At 72.0% G+C, this 18667-nt stretch carries 15 protein-coding genes; 4 read left to right on the forward strand and 11 right to left on the reverse strand.

The features are described from left to right. Positions 1 to 13: 13 nt before the first annotated feature. Positions 14 to 1846: a hypothetical protein gene (locus tag HUT18_RS12630; protein ID WP_176100490.1), complete on the forward strand. Its 1833-nt coding sequence runs from the start codon at positions 14 to 16 to the stop codon at positions 1844 to 1846. Positions 1847 to 2109: 263 nt separating this feature from the next. After that, entirely contained in the window at positions 2110 to 3066 is a 957-nt protein-coding gene (locus tag HUT18_RS12635) for an SGNH/GDSL hydrolase family protein (protein WP_176100492.1), read from the forward strand. Positions 3067 to 3199: 133 nt separating this feature from the next. On the opposite strand, the gene HUT18_RS12640 is transcribed toward HUT18_RS12635, so the two are convergent. Further along, positions 3200 to 5371 (reverse strand): NB-ARC domain-containing protein, encoded by a 2172-nt coding sequence (locus HUT18_RS12640; protein WP_176100493.1) that lies wholly within the window; start codon positions 5369 to 5371, stop codon positions 3200 to 3202. Between the two features lie 71 nt (positions 5372 to 5442). Then, complete coding sequence (locus HUT18_RS12645) at positions 5443 to 5925, reverse strand: hypothetical protein (protein WP_176100495.1); 483 nt, start codon at positions 5923 to 5925, stop codon at positions 5443 to 5445. A gap of 404 nt (positions 5926 to 6329) precedes the next feature. Here HUT18_RS12645 and HUT18_RS12650 point away from each other — a divergent pair, with 404 nt between their 5' ends. Continuing rightward, a complete protein-coding gene (locus HUT18_RS12650) occupies positions 6330 to 7529 on the forward strand; it encodes a hypothetical protein (RefSeq protein ID WP_176100497.1) in 1200 nt (399 codons plus the stop codon). A gap of 74 nt (positions 7530 to 7603) precedes the next feature. Here HUT18_RS12650 and HUT18_RS12655 read toward each other — a convergent pair whose 3' ends face one another. From HUT18_RS12655 to HUT18_RS12675, 5 genes are all read right to left on the reverse strand, one after another. Further along, on the reverse strand, positions 7604 to 9355 hold the full coding sequence (locus HUT18_RS12655) for an amidohydrolase family protein (protein ID WP_254878560.1): 1752 nt from the start codon (positions 9353 to 9355) through the stop codon (positions 7604 to 7606). 104 nt (positions 9356 to 9459) lie between these two features. Continuing rightward, the gene (locus HUT18_RS12660) at positions 9460 to 11511 is read right to left on the reverse strand and encodes an alkaline phosphatase family protein (protein ID WP_217710481.1); all 2052 of its coding nucleotides are present in this window, start codon (positions 11509 to 11511) and stop codon (positions 9460 to 9462) included. 336 nt (positions 11512 to 11847) lie between these two features. Next, positions 11848 to 12762, reverse strand: a complete 915-nt coding sequence (locus tag HUT18_RS12665; RefSeq protein ID WP_176100501.1) for a virginiamycin B lyase — start codon at positions 12760 to 12762, stop codon at positions 11848 to 11850. Positions 12763 to 12887: 125 nt separating this feature from the next. Next, positions 12888 to 13286 (reverse strand): VOC family protein, encoded by a 399-nt coding sequence (locus tag HUT18_RS12670; protein WP_176100503.1) that lies wholly within the window; start codon positions 13284 to 13286, stop codon positions 12888 to 12890. 60 nt (positions 13287 to 13346) lie between these two features. Further along, positions 13347 to 13532, reverse strand: a complete 186-nt coding sequence (locus tag HUT18_RS12675) for a hypothetical protein (protein WP_254878561.1) — start codon at positions 13530 to 13532, stop codon at positions 13347 to 13349. 107 nt (positions 13533 to 13639) lie between these two features. Here HUT18_RS12675 and HUT18_RS12680 point away from each other — a divergent pair, with 107 nt between their 5' ends. Then, positions 13640 to 14293: a TetR/AcrR family transcriptional regulator gene (locus tag HUT18_RS12680; RefSeq protein ID WP_176100507.1), complete on the forward strand. Its 654-nt coding sequence runs from the start codon at positions 13640 to 13642 to the stop codon at positions 14291 to 14293. A 25-nt stretch (positions 14294 to 14318) separates the two neighbouring features. On the opposite strand, the gene HUT18_RS12685 is transcribed toward HUT18_RS12680, so the two are convergent. The 4 genes from HUT18_RS12685 to HUT18_RS12700 form a co-directional block, all read right to left on the reverse strand. Further along, positions 14319 to 16004 carry an FAD/NAD(P)-binding protein gene (locus tag HUT18_RS12685; protein WP_254878562.1) on the reverse strand — a complete coding sequence of 562 codons (1686 nt, stop codon included), beginning with the start codon at positions 16002 to 16004 and terminating at the stop codon, positions 14319 to 14321. Between the two features lie 182 nt (positions 16005 to 16186). Next, positions 16187 to 16774 carry a cysteine dioxygenase family protein gene (locus HUT18_RS12690; protein WP_176100509.1) on the reverse strand — a complete coding sequence of 196 codons (588 nt, stop codon included), beginning with the start codon at positions 16772 to 16774 and terminating at the stop codon, positions 16187 to 16189. A 145-nt stretch (positions 16775 to 16919) separates the two neighbouring features. Beyond that, a complete protein-coding gene (locus tag HUT18_RS12695; RefSeq protein WP_176100511.1) occupies positions 16920 to 17828 on the reverse strand; it encodes a LysR family transcriptional regulator in 909 nt (302 codons plus the stop codon). Positions 17829 to 17977: 149 nt separating this feature from the next. Next, positions 17978 to 18652: a TetR/AcrR family transcriptional regulator gene (locus tag HUT18_RS12700; RefSeq protein WP_176100513.1), complete on the reverse strand. Its 675-nt coding sequence runs from the start codon at positions 18650 to 18652 to the stop codon at positions 17978 to 17980. Positions 18653 to 18667 lie beyond the last annotated feature (15 nt).

Below are 18667 nucleotides of genomic sequence, written 5' to 3' on the forward strand. Positions count from 1 at the left end.
TCCGTTTCTCCGCGTGCCGGTGGGGGCCGACGCCCCTCGCTGGAGCACCTTCCCCGTCGAACGGACGCTGGTCGTCGCCGCCCGGACGGTGACCTCGACCGTACGGGCCCTGGAAACGCTGCCCCCTCTGCTGCGCGACGACCCCCGGATCGGGGTCGTGTACGCCTACGACCCGGGCTCCGCGTTCAACGACGGCGTCCTTGAGCTGCTCCACACCGCCGGTTGCCGGGTCATGCCGTGGCCTCAACTGGCCCAGGACCAGCCCGACTTGATCATCTCCGCCAGCGAGAACATCGACGTGCCGGAGGGCGACTGCCCAGTCCTGATACTGCCGCACGGCATCGGCTTCCAGAAGCTGGTGCCCGACTCCCGGACCCCGGGCACCCGGCTCTCCGGCGTCGTGCCCGAGCCGCTCATGGCCTCCGGCCGTGCCTGGCTCGCCGTGTCGCATCCGGACCAGGAGGCCCAACTCGTGGCCGCGCACCCTCGGGCGGCCGGGCACACCCTCATGATCGGCGACCCCTGCTTCGACGAGCTCTCGGCGGGCCTGCCGTACGCCGCCTCGTACCGGCGGGCGCTCGGGGTGGGCGAGGGACGGCGGCTGATCGTCCTCAGCTCCACCTGGGGCCGCACCTCCCTGCTCGGCCGGGACCCCGCACTGCCACGCCGCCTGCTCGCCGCCCTGCCCTACGACGCGTACCAACTGGCCCTCATCAGCCACCCCAACGTCTGGTCGGCCCACGGCGGACTGCACCTGAGTACGGTGCTCGCCTCCGCCCTGGACGCGGGCCTGATGCTGATACCGCCCGTCCACGAGTGGCGTGCCGCACTCCTCGGCGCCGACGCGGTGGTGGGCGACCACGGGTCGGTGACGCTGTACGCGGCGGCGCTGGGAAAGCCGGTACTGCTCGCGGCGTTCGGCGACGACTCGGTGGACGGGACAGCCGCGACCGAACTCGCCAAGCACGCACAGCGTTTGCCGCCCGGACAGGACCCACGGCCCCTGCTGACCGCCCTGTTCGACCGGCCGGGCCCGGGACCCGAGTCCGCCGTCGCCGAACTGGCCTTCGCGGAAAGGGGAGTTGTGCTTGCCCGGCTCCGTACGGCCGTGTACCGGCTGCTGAACCTCCCGGAACCGGTCCGCCCCGCGCCCTCGTCCAGGAGGCCACCCCGGACAAGCTCCCCCGCCGCCCCCGTCACCTCCTGGCAGGTACGCACGACCGTCGACCCCGACGGCGAGCAGGTGACCGTGGACCGTCGGCCGTACGCCGCCCTGGACGGGTCCGGGGCCGGGGCGGGGGCCGGAGCGGGGGCCGGAGCGGGGGCCGGGACACGGGAAGAGAACGACGGCGAGTACGTCCACTTGGCCTGCGACGAGGAGGAGCACGACCCGCGATTCCGGGACAGCGCCTCGGTGCTGGTGGCGCACCGTGCGGCCACGCGTACGGCGACTGCACTGCGCTGGATACGGGAAGAGCGGACCGCCCACCCGAGCCGCCTGCTTGTCGGTGTCGGGGTGGAGGGTGGGCGGTGTGGTCCGTACGACGGTGCCGCCCAGGACTGGGTCGACGGTCCGGGTTCCTCAGGGATGCGAGGTCCCGAGGAGAGTGCGCGACGGTTTCTGTTCGGGCTGCGCGGCGGGCGGGTGGTGGAGGCCACGGTGACCGGCGACGGCATGGACCCGGGACTGCCCGCTGCCGTCGTCTACGCCTGCCTGCGTGCTCAACTCCCGCTGCACGACGCTGTCTTCACCCTCCGCGTGGGCGAACTCGGCGCGGAAGACGTGCGGTTGAGAGTGCTCCCGGGCGCCACCTGGTCCGGCCCTCCGGAAGGTCAGGAGAGCTAAAGAGTGCCTCCTCGACCCTTCCAACGGCTGATCGGACATGCCTGTCCTGTTGGTGATCACGATGGGCGATGGACGGCTCCACCTCGCCGCCATCCCCATGTGGAGCCGGGACTGAGAAGCGTGGGTACCAGATCACGCACGGGAAGCTTGTGAGCAGCGTGGGGCAGTGCCCTAAATGGGTACTTTCAGTGAAAGAATCACCATAATTCGTGACTCTGCGTATACGGTCTCGGTGAAATCGTCACCCCCACCCTGGAGATGTCGTGGCCCGCTTCCGTACCCGTCTCGCCCTGCTCGGCTCGGCCGCAGCCCTCACCGCCGTCCAGTTCTCCGGCGCCCAGCCCGCCGCTGCCGCGGATTACCAATGGGTCGCCCTGGGCGACTCCTACACCGCCGGAGTCACCCGCGCCGCAGGCGACATCTTCGAAATCCCGCGCGACGGCTGTGAGCGCACCGACCGGTCCTATCCCCAGGTCATCGACCGCGACCTCGGCGGCCTCTTCGACCTGACCAACGTCAGCTGCGGCGCCGCCACCGTCGAGAACATCACCGACGCCCCCCAGAACCCGAGCGGCCGTAACCTGCCGCCCCTCTCCGAGGACCCGGACTACCCCTTCCCCGCGGTTCCCTCACAGTCCGAGGCGGTGGGGCCCGACACGGACGTCATCACCGTCGGCACGGGCGGAAACACCCTCGGCTTCGCCGACATCCTCCTCAAGTGCACGGAACTGGGCGGCGAGAGCGGCGGCAAGGGAACCCCGTGCAAGGACGCCCTGGGCTCCGATATCCAGACCCGGCTGGACAAGGTGAGCAAGGAGTACGACCGCATGCTCGCCGCGCTCCACGAGCGCGCGCCGAAGGCGAAGATCCTGGCCGTCGGCTACCCCACGATCGTCCCCGAGGACACCGCCAAGTGTTCCTACGGCGACCTGACGCAGTTCGGCACGATCGCCCAGGGCGACCTGGCCTGGCTGCGCACCGACGTCCTGGAGCCCCTCAACAAGGCCATCGAGAAGTCGGCCGGCACGCAGGAGACCGCCGGCTTCGTCGACCTCAGCACCTCCTCCCGGAACCACAGCGTCTGCGACGACGCCAAGTGGGTCGAAGGCTTCGTCACCCTCCCCGACCAGCTGTCCTTCGTCCACCCCAACGCCCTCGGCCACCGCAACACCGCCGACCAGGTCGAAGAGGCGATGCTGAACCTCATCGCCTCGAGCTGACGCCCACCGCGCCCGCGGGACGATCCCGCAGCGGACCGGCCTCCGGCACCAGCCGGAGGCCGGTCGTACGTTCCGGGCCCACCTGAAACCCGGCCTGTCACTTCAGGGAGACGGGCCCTGGCCGGCGTGTCCCTCAGCGGTCTCCCGAGACCGCCCCACCCGACGCCAGGCGTGCCTCGATGACCTCCGCCTGTGGACTGCCGCCCGCCCGGTAGATCTCCAGGGCCCGCAGCAGGTGCGCGCGAGCGCGCTCGCCCGGCCCGCCCCGCGGCCCTCCGGGTTCGGCAAGTTCGGCGAGGTCGGCAAGTTCGGCGAGGTCGGCGAGGTCGGCAAGCCGTACGCGGATGTCCGCCTCGTAGTGGTCCGCGCCGACCGCCCGGAGTTCCCGGGCCGCCTCGGTCAGCGTGCTGGTCGCCGTGGCGGTGTCGCCGAGGTGCTGGTGCACGGCGCCGAGCGCGGCCTGTGCACGGGCCGCCATGCGGCGGTCGTCCATGGCCAGCAGGTCGCGATGGGCCTCGGTGAGGGTGGCGAGGGCCTCGGTGTGCTCGCCCGCCGCGTCCTGGGCGCAGCCGAGGAAGTAGGTGGCGAGGGCTACGCCACGCAACTCGCCCGCACGGGCGTTGAGTTCGGCCGAGCGCCGGTACGCCTCCTTCGCGCGGGCGGGGTCGACGCGGTCCCAGTGTCGTCCGGAGAATTCCTGTACCGAGGCGGCGAGCACCAAGTGCCCGGCCTGCTCGGCCAGTTCTTCGGCCCTGTCGAGTTCCGTACGCGCCCTTTCGTACTGGGCGAGGTCCATCAGGGGCCGGGACAGCAGGCTGCGCAGGCGGGCTTCGGCGGCGCTCGCCGCGCAGACCGAGGCCGCCGCGATGCCCAGTTCGAGGGACTCCTTCCAGTCCGCCAGATAGCGGCGGTTGAGGAAGAGGACGGTGAACGCCTCGGCCGTCTGCCAGACCTCCGTGTGCAGGCCCTCCCGTGCGGCATCCCTCAACAGGGCCAGGATGTTGGGGCGTTCGGCGTCCAGCCAGTCGAGCGGCTCCGGGCCGCCGTCGGCGGCGAAGGGGTCCACGACCTCAGCCAGGAGCGGGTCCAACTCGGCGATACGCAACCGGTCGCGGCGCATCGCGCGGTCGGCGAGCGCGGTGAGGATCAGGTAGTGCCGGGCCACTCGGGCGATCACGGTGTGCCGGTGGGTGGCCGGTTCGTCGGCATTGGCACGCGTACGGGCGTGCAGCCGCACCAGGCTGTGGAACCGGAGGCGCCCGTCCGGGAGTTCGTCGAGGAGACTGGCCTCCACGAGGTCGTCGAGCAGCGGCTCGACGGTCGACGGATCGGTGCCTGCCGCAGCGGCGGCGGTGGCACTGTCGAAGGAGAGGCCGGGAATCCGGCCCAGGGTGCGGTACAGCTCGGCCACCTCGGGCGGCAGGCCGCGATACGCCAGTTCCAGTGCCGCGTCCACCGAATGCCTCCCGCGCAGATTCATCCCGCTCAACCGCTGTGTCTCGTCCGCGAGTTCGTCGGCGAGGCGGCTCATGGTCAGACGCCCTCGGCGCGTACGCAGCCGCGCCCCGACGACCTGGAGCGCTTTCGGCAGCCCGTCGCAGAGTGCGACGAGCCGCCGGGCGGCCTCGGGCTCCGCCGCGACAGCTTCCGGGGAGCACCGGTCCGCCAGCATCACCAGCGCGCTGGCCGGGTCGAGAGGGCCCAGGGGAAGTAACAGGGCGCCGTCGAGTTCCAGCTCGCCCAGCCTCGATGTGCTGGTCGCCAGGACCGCGCTGCCCGGACCCTTCGGAATCAGGCCGGTGACCTGGGCGGGCTCGTCGACGTCGTCGAGTACGACAAGGAGGCGCTTGCCCGCGGTGCGCGAGCGGAACAGCTTGGCGCGTTCGGCGAGACTCGCGGGCAGGAAGGACTCCTGGACCTGCAAGGCACGCAGCGCGCTGCCGAGCGCCGACGACACGTCCCCGCCCACCTCGTCGCGCTGCTCGGCGTAGTCGATGAAGATCTGCCCGTCCGGGAAGCGTTCGCGCAGGCTCTCCGCGCAGCGCACCGCGAGGGTGGTCTTGCCCAGTCCCGGCAGCCCGGTGAGCACGGTGGTCCGGACGGGCCGGTCGTGTGCGCCGCCCTCACCGGTCAACACCGCGGTGAGTGCGCCGAGTTCGCCCTCGCGGTCGATCGGGGTCACGGTCAGCGGGGGCACCTGGTCCGGCGGGACGTACGACTCCTGCGGGAGGTGCTGCACGTAGTGGTGGACACCGCCGTGGACGTTCTGGGCCTGCACACTCGGCCCGTACACAGTCCCGGACATGTGGTTCCGCACGACCTCGGGGCGGGGCCCTCCGTCGGCGGACTCGGGCTCCGGGACTCCGTTCCGGTGCGTCACCCCAGGTCCTCCGGGGCCCGGCCCGGGCCGGTGGGGCCAGAGGGGGCCGCGCCACCGTGCTGGTGGATCCCACCCGAGACGTTCTGCGCCATCACTACCGGAGCGTGGTAAGTGCCCCCGCTGACGGTGTTGTTCACGACGACGGACGGACGAGGCGGCTGCGCCTGGTCCAACTCCCGCAAAATCGCCCGGAGTTCCTCGGCAGCGGCGGGATCGGCCAGGAGCGCGCGCCGCATCCGGGTCCGCCAGCCCGCCTCCACGTCGGCCGCCGCCTGCTCGTCACCCGACGCGTGAGCAGCGGTCAACTCCTCCTGGTCGAGCTGGACTTCGCCCTCCAGGGCCTCCTGCTCCCGCTCGTCGCCGCCCCGGTTCAGAAAGCGCACCAGCCGCCCGCGTACCTGTGTCCAGGTCTCCGTCACCATGACGGACACGACACTCGTCGCCGCGGACGCCGCCAGCGCTGCCAGTTCGGCTTCCATGACCTGTCTCCCCCTTGCCCTGCCCGACGGACTCACGACCACGAGACCACGGTAGAGAAGTCAGGAACGCGAGGGTAGTCGCACCGCCACGCAGAGGGATCGATCCCGTCCATGTACGGCCGCTGCCTCGCAGCTCGGCCCGCCGCACTTCCGGCTCCCCTTCGCCAGGACCAAGTCCCCTTGGGGCAGCCGCAGTTACGACTCCGGAAGGACGTCCCGCCGACGCGTACCGAAGGCCGTCTCCCCCGGGTGCCGAGCGGTCGCGGTTGGCAGAGAATGGTGGTAGGGGCGGTTTGTCCGACCACGAACCGTCGCACCCGAACCAGCCGCGCGGCACGCGGCCGCGCCGTCGCTGTCACGGCGCCGAACCCTGCCGACGCGGCGCGAAGGAGGGTGAGCGCGTCATGCGCGAGATCACACTTGAGGAACAGGACCAGCTGCTCAAACAGATGCGTCGGCACAGAAAGCGCCTGATGGCGTACCCGAATGTGCGCGATGTCGACGTCGGTTTCGCGTTCAAGGAGAAGCGCCCTTCCGGCCACCTCGCGATCCGGGTGCACGTCTACCGCAAGCTGGCGGACTCCGAACTCACCCGCGCGGAACGGCTGCCCGAGGAGCTCGACGGAGTTCCGGTCGATGTCATCGAGAGCGACCCCGAACTCTTCGCGGATTTCCGCAACGGCCGGCGGGACCCGGTACTCGGCGGCATCAACATGGGGAATGTCAGGACGACCGGTCCCGGAACCCTGGGCTCGGTCGTGTTCGACCAGGACACACTGCGGCCGCTGGCACTGTCCGCTCTGCACGTCATGGCCATTTCGCCGCCCGTCCCGGGAGACTCGATCATTCAGCCCGACCTGAGGCCGCCCGGTCCGGACTCGACGAACAGTGCCCTCGGCCGTCTCCTGCGCCATGACAGCGGTCTGGACGCCGCGGTCTGCACGATCAACGAGGACGGCCCCCAGGGCCGGAACGTTTCGACCGCGCTGGCCGACCTGCCGCTGCCCGCGTTCGGCACCAAACGGCCCGTCGTCGGTCTCAAGGTGCTCAAGTCCGGACTGAGGACCGGCGTCACGAGCGGCATCATCGACGGCACCAACGGGGTGGAGTTCTCGCTCGTCCGCGACAACGAACACATGCCGTCGAGCGCGGTGTTCGGCGGCCCGGGAGATTCGGGGTCGATCTGGCTGGACCGGGAGACCTTCTCGGCCGTCGGGGTGCTCTTCGCGGGCGTCGCGACGGACGCGGAGACCCGTATCTGGGCGAACTCGGTGCCCACCATCTGCGAGAAGCTGAAGATCCTCGTGCTGGACAGGGCCGCCATCGGCACGGCGTGGATCGGTGGACACTGCCACGTACTCGCCCGCACGAACCCCAATGCCCAGTGCCACCTGAAGATCGTCTACCCGAGCGGGCGCGTCAGCGCGGCCAACGGCCTTGGCCCGCAGCAGGCCAACTCCCAGGGCCTTGTGCACTGGCGCTGGAGAATCGGGACGAGCGTGAAGCGTCGGCCCAACGTTCCGATGCATGCCCATCTGACCCTGAACGGTGAGGGGCACCTGCTCACGAAGGCGCTCGAAGGGTCTACGGACGTCACCCACTGAACCACCCGCCTGAACCACCCGCCGCCCACTCGCCGCCCCACTCGTCCGGCAACGCCCGTCGGGCGGCGGGGAGTTCACGCGGTGGCGAGGAGTGCGCGGAGATCGGCGCCGAAGGATGCGGGCAGGTTGGCCTCGGCTTCGAGCGCGTCCAGGAAGCGGCGGTCGGTGCTCGCCGTCAGCGCGTCGAGCACGAGCGCACGCAGACCGGGGCCCTCGGGGCTCTCCCCATCGGCGGGGCCCTCTCCACCGACGAGGTTGCGGGCGCCATCGACGAGGTCGCGGGCGAGGGGACCCCTGACGAACGGCCCGTCGCCGAACGGCCCGTCGTCGAACAACCCGTCGATCACGGGACCGCTGGGAACGCGGCCGTGGGTGCCCGGGAGGGGCAGCCGGGGGCGCAGTTCACTTCCGCTGGGCGTGATCTCGTCGAGGGCGAGCCGCCACGTCGGCACCTTCTCGACCCGTCGGCCGAGCCGCAACTCGGCCATGCGTGTGGCGAGAAGGGGTATGTCCGCGAGCGCGCGGGTGAGCTGGTCGGTGGCTTCGGTGAGCGTGAGGTCTCCGACGACGGGATCCGTGGCGGAGTGGTGCAGCTGGAGGGACCGGTCTCCCAGCGCGTCGGCGGGCAGGCGTTCCAGCAACGCCGGGTCGGCGGTGAGCCGCTCCATGAGCGCCGAAGTGCCGTACCGGGCAGCGCCGTTGACGACGACGAGGGAGATGTCCGGATCGCGGGCACCGATCAAGGTCGTGTACGGGTCGTCGTCCCGTCCCCGGATGACCACCAGATCGGCGAGCTTGCCGGGGGAAAGGGTCCCCAGCGCGTCCTGCCAGCGCAGCATCCGTGCGGCGTTCCGGGTGGCCATGGCGACCAGTTCGCGGTCGGAGAAGACCGCGCCGCTCGCGGCCGACGCGAGCCGGGCGGCTTTCAGTTCGCCGAGCAGTCCCTTGCTCCCCGAGACCGACCAGTCGGAGCCCAGGCCGATGAGCAGTCCCGCCGCCTTCGCCGCCGCGACGTCGGCCGTCCTGCCGTAGAGCAGCAGGTTCGACAGCGGCGACCACACCATGGAGCCGCCGTGCTCGGCCATGATCGCGAAGTCCTCGGCGGTCAGGGGCGTGCAGTGGATACCGATGAGGTTCTCCGTGATCGCCCAGCGGCCGGGCTCGAACTCCAGCGCCCGGAAGTGGGCCCGCGCACGGGTGTCGGTACCTTCCGCGAGGTGCAGCAGAAGGCGGTGCGGCTGCTGGAGCCGGGCCAGGAACCTGGCGGCGTCCGCCGCCTCGATGTCGGCGATACGGGTCCTGGCCTCGGGCAGCGCAGGATCGTCGGTGGCTTCGACGTTGCGGACGGTGCCGCGGTACATACGGCGGGATCCGGCGTTGCTGAAGAGGGCGACTCCCTGGCTTGTCGTGGTGCCGTTGATCAGGGCCTTGGCCTCGACGTAGCGCACGATGGCGGGCATGGACTCCGGGTCCTCGCCCAGGACTTGCATGGGCCCCGTCACCAGGCGGCGGTACTCGGGGTTCGAACTGCCGCCCCACTGGGACCGGTTGTCGAAGCGGCGGGGCACCTGCCACAACTGCAGTACGTCGTAGGGCAGATGGTTGTGCAGCTCGATCAGGCCGGGATAGAGCGTGCCGTCCGTCGGCACGGGCGGCACATCGGCGTAGCCCTCCGGCGGCGGCGCGTCGGCGGGCAGTACGTCGTCGACGATCCCGCGGTTCACGTAGAGAACGCCGTCGTCGAGCACCGTGTCGGTACCGTCCATCGTGACGATCCGGCCACGCAGAGCGAACCGCGGCCCGTCCGGGGCATCAACCGGAGGCATGAGTATCTCTCCCTCGCGTGTGTCCCCAACTCCATTACATGCCCGGGCCAATTCCGCCGCCAATCGGGCGCCGAGACGGCGCCGCCCGACGGCCTACGTCGCACCTACCCCGCGCCGACGCGCACCGTCACCGCCGCCTCGCCGAGAACCAGGCGCTCCCCGGCACTGCCCACGCACAGCACCCTCAGCCGGTACGGGCCCGCTCCGGCCGCCGCGTCGGGCGCGGTCACCTCCCACGCGAGTGTCGTGGTGGTACGCGCGCCCAGGGCCTCCCCCGGCCCGGCGAGCTCACGCACCCGCCAGCCGTCCGGGGCCACAACTCCGCACCCCAGTAAGGCGATTGGGTCGATGGCGGACAGGCTCGCCTCCAGACGTACGGGCCGCCCCGGCATCACCGAGGTCGGCCCCTGCTCGGCCCCGCCATCCCCTTCGAGATCGGCGCCGAGGACAGACCCGAGACCCGCCGTCACCCTCAACACCTGCGGCAGCCCCCGCGCCGGATCCGTGACCCCCAGGCCGCCCCCGGGCACCCGCCCCGCCGACCGGCGCAGAAAGTACGGCTCGTCGGCGACCGTCACCGCCACGTCGTACCAGCCGTGCTCCGGCACCGGCAGCAGCACCACGCGCGTCGTGTGGGCGGCCACCCGGACTTCCCGTACGCCACCGCCGTACGCCGGATCGCCGACGACGAACGTACGCGCCCGGCGCCCCCGGTTCGCCAGCCGCACCCGCAGCTCGCGCTCGGCCTCGCCCGGGGTGAACGGCCCCTCCGGGTCCGCGCGCTCCACCATCTGGAGCGAGGCCTCCAACATGCTGTCGCGGCCCCGGAGTTGCCACCGCGCACCGGCCGGACCGCGGGCCCACAGGTCGAATCCCTGAGGGCCGAGCGGCAAGGCGTCGGTCAGGGTCGCGCGGGCACCCACGGTGTAGTGGTAGGGCCGGGCGCCGGGCTCGGGGCGGACCTGGACCACCGCGCCCTGACTGCCGTCGTTGCGCAGCGACAGCTCCAACTTCCCTTCACGGAGACGGGATTGCAGGGACAGGGCGTAGGGCAGCGGGCGCGCGGCGGCGGTCTGTCGAGGAAGCAGGGCAGCCAAGGGAGCCGGGACACCCGACCGGGCCGGGTCAGCCTCCCCGCCGGACAGCCCCGCGAACTCCCCGCCCCCTCCCACCCCTCCGCACTCCCCGTACTCCCCGAACTCCCCCGCGAAGTCGAATACGGACAGCAGGTCGCCGCTGACCTCACGGCGCCAGGCGCTGATGCCGGGCTCGCGGACGCCGAAGCGCCGTTCCAGGAAGCGGATGACCGAGGTGTGGTCGAGGACGGCCGAGTCGACGACGCCGCCGCGCGTCCACGGCGAGGCGACGATCAACGGCACCCGGCTTCCGAGCCCCACCGGAAACGGCCCCGACTCCCGCGTCTCACCGTCCGTAGAGACCGTGCTCTTGCCGCGCCCGTCGGCCAACGGCGGCACCGGCACGGGCGGCGCCGCGCGGTCGCCGAAGAGGCCTCCTTCACCAAAGGTGTCGCAGGCGTCGTACCCGTCACGCCCGCCCCCGTGGCCGTACTCATCGCCGTACTCGTCACCGGTAAGGAAGAGCACCGACCTGGCCCATACCTCGGGGCGAGCGACGAGCGCCGCCAACACGGCCTGCTCCAGGGCCACTTCACGCCCCACGCCCTCAACCGGCATGTCCTGCGTAACCGGGGAGACCTGGGTGACCGGCGTGCCCAGCGTGACCGGCGAGACGGGCACGGCAGCAGCCTCGTCGCGAGCGGCGGCTCCACCCGGCTCGGCAGACACCACGACCCAGGACACCTGCGGCAGCCGTCCGGCCGCCGCATCCGCCACGAAGTCCCGCACGGACGACGACCGGTACGTCCGCAGGCCGACCCCGGCCTTCGCCAGCCGCTCGGCGTACGCCGCCCAGCCACCGAGGGCACCTTGGCCCGGGCGCTCCGAGCGGTCCTCGTCGGCGCCCGCCACCGGCTCGTAGTACGCCTCGCAGACCGTGAAGACCGAGGCCAGCGCACGCCGGAACGCCGCCCCCGCGCTCTCCCGCGCGCCCCGCCGCCCCTCCCGCACCAGGATCACCACATGCGCGACGTCCTCCAGCCGCCCCGGCCGTACCGGGACAGCCAGTACCTCCCGCAAGCAAGGGGCCAACTCCCTTTCCCCGGCGGCCCGTTCAGGACGCACGGCGGGCAACACGTCGCGGGCCATGGGAACGCTCCTCGCTCGGGGCAGTGCGGTCGACGACCGGTTCCGGTCCGAAACCCTCCCCATCCGGGTCCAGACCAGTTACGTATACGTGACCTATTGATACGCGACCGGCGGCCCGGCCGGTCGTACCGCGAGCGAACGTCCAGTGAACAGAGACCTACCGCTTCCGGGGCTCGACCTCCAGGGCCCCGCCGCCGACCGGCTTCCCGGCCGCGGCGAGGCTGCCGATCCAGCCTTCGCATTCCTTCCTTGCGAGGGGCAGCTCGGTCAGGGGGCGCTGCCCGCCGGGGCGCCGCCCACTGGGGCGATGCGGGCGAGCGCGCCGATCTCCAGTGCCGTCCACAGGGCGCCGTCGGGACCGAGAGCGATGCCGTGCGGCTCGGAGTGTGGGGTGGGCAGGTCGTGGACGGTCAGGGAGCCGTCGGGGGTGAGCGAGCCGACGCGGTTGCCTCCCCATTCGGTGAACCATGCGGTGCCGTCACCGTCGACGGTGACGGCGTGCGGTCGGGCGGTGCGGTCGGGCAGCGGGAACTCGGTGATCTGCCCGTCGGGAGTGATCCGTCCGATCTGCCCGGCGGCGATCTCGACGAACCACAGCGCTCCGTCGCGGCCCGCGGCGATCCCGACCGGCGCCGCCGCCTGTGTCGGCAGCGGGTGGAGGGCGACCGCACCGTCCATGCCGATCCGCCCGATGGCGTTCAACTGGTTGAGGGTGAACCACATCCCGCCGTCCTCACCGGCGGTGATCGCCGACGGGAACGCTCCTGTGACGGGGAGCGGGAACTCGGTGAGGTCACCGTCGACGGTGATGCGGCCGATGCGGTCGGCGGCGGTCTCGGTGAACCACAGCGCACCGTCGGGCCCCGTCGCGATGCCGAACGGTCCGCAGCCGGACGTGGGCAGGCCGAATTCGTCGATCACGCCCTCGGTGGTGATCCGCCCGATCTGGTCCGCCCGGTACTCGGTGAACCACAGCGCACCGTCGGGGCCTGGCGTGATGACGGTCGGCCCGCAGGCGGGGTCGAGCCGGTGACTCGTCGGCTCCTCACCGGGGACGAGCCGACCGATCCGGCCGCTGTGGACGAGGGTGAACCACAGCGCGCCGTCCGGCCCCGTAGTGAGGGCGTAGGGTCCGGCCGCGCTGTCGGCCACCTCGTGCTCTTCGATGGATACGTGGGTCAAGAGGGCTTCCCCAAACCGTCGGTGGACTGTCGGACGTTCTCGCCGTCAGGCGTTCTCACCCTCAGACGTTCTCACCTTCAGGCGTTCGCATCTTCAGGCGCTCTCACCTTCAGGCGTTCTCGCCGTCAAGCATTCTCGGGGCCGGGCGGGGTGACCCACTCGACGAACTGGACGATCACGCCGTTGGGGTCGGTGACCTGGAAGAGGCGCTCGCCCCAGGGCTCCTCGCGCAGCGGCATGGTGATCTCGACGCCCTCGGCGCGCAGCCGCTTCTCCTCGTGCTCGATGCCGGTGGCGGTGAAGGCGAGGATCAGGCCGGAGGCGTGCCGGTCACGCTGGTCGGCGGGCAGCACTTCCGTGCCACGTGCGAGCAGGACGATGTCCATCGCCGCGTCGTCGCGCGACAGGGAGGCGAATCCCTCGGCGGCGGCCTGCTCGACGTAGCCGAGGTGGGCGGTGAAGAACCGCTGGGACGCGGCGACGTCGTCGACGGTGAGCGAGACGGTGGACTGGGTGATCTGCAAGGTGCTTCTCCTCAGGGGTCGCCGTAAGGCGGAGGTACGGGTGCGCCGGGCGAGCGCGGGTCAGTAGCCGGAGCGGCGCGGCAGGTTGCGGGCGCTCGGCGGGACCCGTCGGGCGGGTGCGGACAGAGCGCGGGCGGGGCGCTGATTGCCGCGCAGTGGAGCCGGGGCGCGGTTGTCGCCCTCGGTCAGGGCCGGGCCGATCTTGATGGGTGCGATCCGAAGGACGACGGGGCGGGGTTCGAGCATGGGCAACATCCGTTCTTCGCTCCGTGGGAATTTTGCGACGGACGTAAACTTAGACTCGACCCCCTGAGGGTGTCAACATAAAAATGCTACGAGGGTAAGATTGCTCCATGACTACTGACGGCATCTCGTCCGCACCCCCTACCGGCCTGCGGGAATCCAAGAAGCAGGAGACCCGGCAGCTCATCTCCGACGTCGCCACCATCCTGTTCCTCGCCCAGGGTTTCGAGCGGACCACCATCGCCGAGATCGCCGCCGCCGCGCGGGTGGCGAAGAAGACGGTGACCAACTACTTCGCGCGCAAGGAGGATCTGGCCCTGGACCACCAGGACGCCTTCGCCGCCTCCCTGGCCGGTACGGTGACCGGTCGCCCGGCCGGTGAGTCGGCCCTGTCGGCCCTGCGCCGCGCCTTCGCCGACGCGGCCGCGGACGCCGACCCGGTCGCCGGGTTCTCCGGCCCCGACTTCGCCCGCATGATCGCCGACAGCCCCACCCTCTCCGCCCGGCTGCGCGACCTGCACGACCTGCGGGAAGCCGCCCTGGCGGACGCCTTGGCGGACGCCACCGGCGCACCCCGCGGCGACATCACCCCGCGCACCGCCGCCGCTCTGCTCGGCGCCGTGCACCGCACCCTGTTCCAGCGCATCCAGGAACTCACCCTCGCCGGCCGGGAGAACGCCGAGATCTCCGCCGCTGTCCTCGCGGAGGCGGACAGCGCCTTCGGCCTCCTGGAGCCTTCGCTCGCCGACTACGCCGCGGCGTGAGCCGGGCGCCGCTCGTCGGCGCGCCCTACACGGACGGGCTCAGTACGAGAGCGGCGGGGTTCAGAAGGGCCTGGGCCAAGTCGTCGGCCTGGCAACGGATTTCGGGGATCGCGGTCGTTTCGAGGAGGTTGCCCCGGCGCAGCGAGCCGAGCGTCCACAGCGGCGCCGGGGCCTGGCCGGGCGCGGGCCTGAGACGACCGGTGGCCGTCGTGTCGAAGCCGCCGCCGACAGGCGCGGGCACGGCGAGACCATCCGCGAGCAGACCCGCGACGAGGGGGTCGTCGGTGCGGGTCAGATCGGTGGGACAACCGGTGCAGTTGACCACCGCGCCGACCCGCACCGTCGTACGGACGGGCCGCCTCCCGCCGCTTCCGACACCGGCACTGGAACCGGAGCCCAAGCCGACACCGGCACCAGAGCCCGAGCCCGAGCCAGAACCGATGGCGGCACCGACACCGGCACCGACCCCTCCCTCCAGCGTCAGTTCCAGCACATCCTCCAGCGCGTTCCCGACGGCCCGCGCCTCCTCGACCGACCCTTGATGGAGCCGGACAAGCCCCCGCTCCAGCGCGTCGCCGAGCGCCTGCGCGCTGACCGGCGGAATGCGGTGGCGGTGCGCCTCCCACAGCCGGAGGTCCCCGGCGAGGAAACGGGCCCGGTCGGCGGCCGACAGTTGCTGCCACAGCGTGCTGGTGACCGGGCGCAGGCTGTCCATCGCCGCCCGCCAGTCCCCGTACTGGCGGCGGCAGTGGGCGAAGTGCCGCAGTACCGCCCGGCGCAGGGCGGCCAGACCGGCCCCGGCGTCCAGGCGTGGGGTGTCCGGCACGGCGTACGGGGCGGTCACGTGCGGCTGGGGCACCAGTCCGCGCCGGGACACGGCGTGCACCACCCGGCCGGGCCGCCGCAGGGTGAGTGCCACGTCCACCATGGTCAGGCCGGTACCGACCAGGAGTACGTCCTCCTCCTCCGGCACCGCGTCGAGCGCGCCGGGCGCCCACGGGTCGGCGACGAACTGCGGGGACTCGCGCAGGGCGGGCGGCGCCCAGGACAGGTCCGGCGGCAGGTTGCCGAGGGCGAGCACCACGGCGTCGACGGCGAGGCGGCGCCCTGACCGCAGCGTGAGGGTGAGCGGGGCGCCATACGTGTCCGGGTGCGGGTCCGGGGCCGGATACGGCTGCGGGTCCGGGGCCGGATACGACTGCGGGTCCGGGGCCGGATACGGCTTCGGGTCCGGGGCCGGATACGGGCTCACGCCGACGACGCGGTCATGGACGCGCTCCAGCCGACCGGCCCCCGTCGCCGCCCCTGTCCCCGCCCCGGCGCGCTCGCACGCGGCGTCGAGACAGTCGGCGAGGTACTGCCCGAACAGGGCCCGCGGGACGAAGTCCTCGCCCTTCGCCCGGCCGTCGAGCCAGCGCACGAAGTGCTCCGGGTCGTCCCGGTGGGCGCTCATGCCCGAGGCCCGTACGTTGAGCAGATGGCCCGGCACGTCCGTACCGAAGGCCAGCCCGCGTCCGGTGTGCGTACCCGGATCGATGAGATACACCCGTAGTCCGGCGCGATCCCCCGAGGCCGAATCACCGTTTCCCGTAGGGGAGTTGAACGGACCGGCGGCGGCCGCCGCATGATGCAGCAGGCGCATGGCCGTCAACGTTCCCGCCGCTCCCGCACCCACCACGGCGATGTTCCGGGGAGTACCAGTGTGGTTCACGAAGGCCGTCCTTGTCCGAGTGCGGGCGCGGGGTGTGGTGTGGTGCGGTGCGGGCGTTGCGCACAGGAAGTGCGGGAAGTGCGGGAAGTGCGGGGAGTGCCGGAAGTACCAGGAACTGCCGGGAGCAGTGGGTAAGCAGGCGCGGAATCAAGGGAGTTGAGGGCGACTGGGCGGCCGGAGCCTCACACGTCCCCGCCCACGTCCCCGTCCCCCTCCGGCGGCAAGTAGATCCGGCGGACGCTGCTGCCGAGACGGGATATGTCGGCGCCGTAGATGTGCAGGGAAATGGCCTTCGTCGTACCGGAGTTGCTCACCTGGTGGATGTCTCCGGGCGGGGCGAAGGCGGCCAGGGCACCGGGCGGGTTGCGTACGTCCTCGGCGCGGACCAGGCGGGCGGTGCGGCCGTCGGTCATGAGGCGGTAGCGGCGTTCGTGTTCCTGGCCCTGGTGGACTCCGGTGACGCACCAGGAGACGTGGTCGTGGATCTCGGTCCGCTGGCCGGGCAGCCACACCAGGGCGACGAGCGAGAAGCTGCCGTCGGGTTCGGCGTGCAGCAGGTGCTGCCGGTAGCGGTCCGCATCGCCCGCGCACTGTTCGGTCGTGAGCAGGTCGGGCCTGCCGAGCGACGGGGCCAGCCGTTCGGCGGCCAGATGCGCGGTCGGCTCGGGCGGCAGACCCCGCTGGACCACCTCGCGAATCTCGGCGACCAGTTCGGCGAGCAGTGGGGTGGTCCGGGGTACGACGGTCTCGGGCGCACTGGGACGGGACATGCTGCCAACATCGGCCCCGCCCGCCCGCGCCGTCCAACGACGATTTCTTCGCCCCCCGCCAAGCGGAGCTTATGGATCGGCGGCCGCGGCGACGACCGGATCAGCAGCTGGCCAACAGCCGGTCAGCGGTCGGCCAGCAGCAGGGTCAGCAGCCGGAGGTGCGTGCGGCGGCCGCCTTGCCGAGCGCGTCGAGGACCACCTTGACGGCCGGTATCCGCAGGTGGTCGCGGAGTACGTACGCGGACACCTTGCGGCGGGTGTGCGGCACCACCACGCGGCCGGTCACCTTGTCGTGGCAGAGGAAGGAGAGCACGAGCGCGGGCATCAGGGCAACGCCCGCGCCCACCGCGACCAGGCTCTGCACCGCGAGGTTGTCGTCGGTGGTGAAGACGACGTCGGGGGTGAAGCCCTGTTCCGCGCACACATGCAGGAAGTTGGCCCGGCAGCGCGGGCAGCCCGCGATCCACCGCTCGCCGGACAGGTCGGCAAGACGCACCGCGCGCCGCCTGGCCAGCGGATGCCCGACCGGCAGGACGACCGTCAACAGGTCCTCCATCAGCGGTACTTCGACCACCTGGGCGGGGATCTCGGCGTGCAGTCCCGGATAGCTGAACGCCAGCGCGATGTCGCACTCTCCGCTCACCACCCGCTGTACCGAGGCGGGCGGCTCGTCCTCCAGGAGCTCCAGCCGGACGCCGGGGTTCTCGGCGAGCAGCAGGGAGACCGCTTCGGGGACGACGGTGGCGTTGGCGCTGGGGAACGCGCAGACCCGCACCCGGCCGGAGCGCAGCTTGGCCAGCGCGTCCAACTGCTGCTGTGCGGCGGTGAGATCACCGAGAATCACCTCGGCGTGCCGGGCCAGCGCCTCCCCCGCCTCGGTCAGCTTCAGCCCGCGCCCGGCCCGGGCGAACAGCGGTATGCCGATCTCCCTCTCCAGCGCCTTCATCTGCTGGGTGACCGCGGGCTGGGTGTATCCCAGGGCCCGCGCGGCCGCCGAGTACGAACCGGTCCGGACGACTTGGTCGAAGGTGGCGAGGTGCCGCGAGTCCAGCATCCCCGGAGCATAAGCAGAATTTGGGGGTCCCCGGCAGCCGAGGGGGCGCGGTCCCGCCATCGCGCGGTCACCCCGACGACGCGAGCGTCCGGCGGTCCGGCGACCCAACCGCCGAACGACCCAAAACCCTTACGGACATGGCCACTTGCTCAGGCAGGAGGCCAGAGCGCGCCGAGCAGTGCCCGGAACTGACCGGCCAGATGCTCCGGGTCGAACCGGTCCGGGTCGGTGAGCGCGACGCGGCCGAAGTGCTCGCCCGCGGCGACCAGCGCATGGGCGAGGACCTGCGGGTCGAGGACCCGCGGGTCGAGGCCGGGCGCGGCGGAGCGGGTCCGCTGCACGCGCGCGATCCATTCGGCGGCCCGCAGCCGGAGCCGTTCCCGTTCGCCCTCGATGCGCTCGTGGACCACCGCGGTCATGGTGGCCGGGGTGAGCAGGATCAGCCGCCAGGTGTCCGGATCCTCGGCGAGCATCGCCGCGGCCCGCCGCGCCGCCTCGGCCGCGTATCCGGCCGGATCGCGCAGCCCCTCGCCCTCGGGAACGGCCGCGAGCAGCCGGTCGAAGGCGTGCGCCTGCGTGCGGTCGAGCAGGGCGCCGAGCAGCGCGCCCAGATCACCGTAGGCGCTGTAGACGACGGCCCGCGCGACCCCGGCCCGCTTCGCCACGGCGTCGACGGAGACCCGGTCGTGCCCGGCGTCCACGATCACCGCGAGCGCCGCGTCGAGCAGCTGCTCCCGCCGCTCCTCGATCGGCACCCGGGGCGCGTAGGGGCGGCGCTTGCGCGGCTTGGCCGGTGAGCTGGCCGGGCTGGCTTGGCTGGACACCCTTGCACCTTACGA

It is taken from the genome of Streptomyces sp. NA04227 (genome assembly GCF_013364195.1).
In the GTDB taxonomy this organism is placed as follows: domain Bacteria; phylum Actinomycetota; class Actinomycetes; order Streptomycetales; family Streptomycetaceae; genus Streptomyces.

Bases quoted from the DNA above. Each gene is read 5' to 3' on its own strand.
- HUT18_RS12640 (WP_176100493.1), bottom strand. From the start codon at position 5,371: ATGTCCGGGACTGTGTACGGGCCGAGTGTGCAGGCCCAGAACGTCCAC.
- HUT18_RS12645 (WP_176100495.1), bottom strand. From the start codon at position 5,925: ATGGAAGCCGAACTGGCAGCGCTGGCGGCGTCCGCGGCGACGAGTGTC.
- HUT18_RS12650 (WP_176100497.1), top strand. From the start codon at position 6,330: ATGCGCGAGATCACACTTGAGGAACAGGACCAGCTGCTCAAACAGATG.
- HUT18_RS12655 (WP_254878560.1), bottom strand. From the start codon at position 9,355: ATGCCTCCGGTTGATGCCCCGGACGGGCCGCGGTTCGCTCTGCGTGGC.
- HUT18_RS12675 (WP_254878561.1), bottom strand. From the start codon at position 13,532: ATGCTCGAACCCCGCCCCGTCGTCCTTCGGATCGCACCCATCAAGATC.
- HUT18_RS12680 (WP_176100507.1), top strand. From the start codon at position 13,640: ATGACTACTGACGGCATCTCGTCCGCACCCCCTACCGGCCTGCGGGAA.
- HUT18_RS12690 (WP_176100509.1), bottom strand. From the start codon at position 16,774: ATGTCCCGTCCCAGTGCGCCCGAGACCGTCGTACCCCGGACCACCCCA.
- HUT18_RS12695 (WP_176100511.1), bottom strand. From the start codon at position 17,828: ATGCTGGACTCGCGGCACCTCGCCACCTTCGACCAAGTCGTCCGGACC.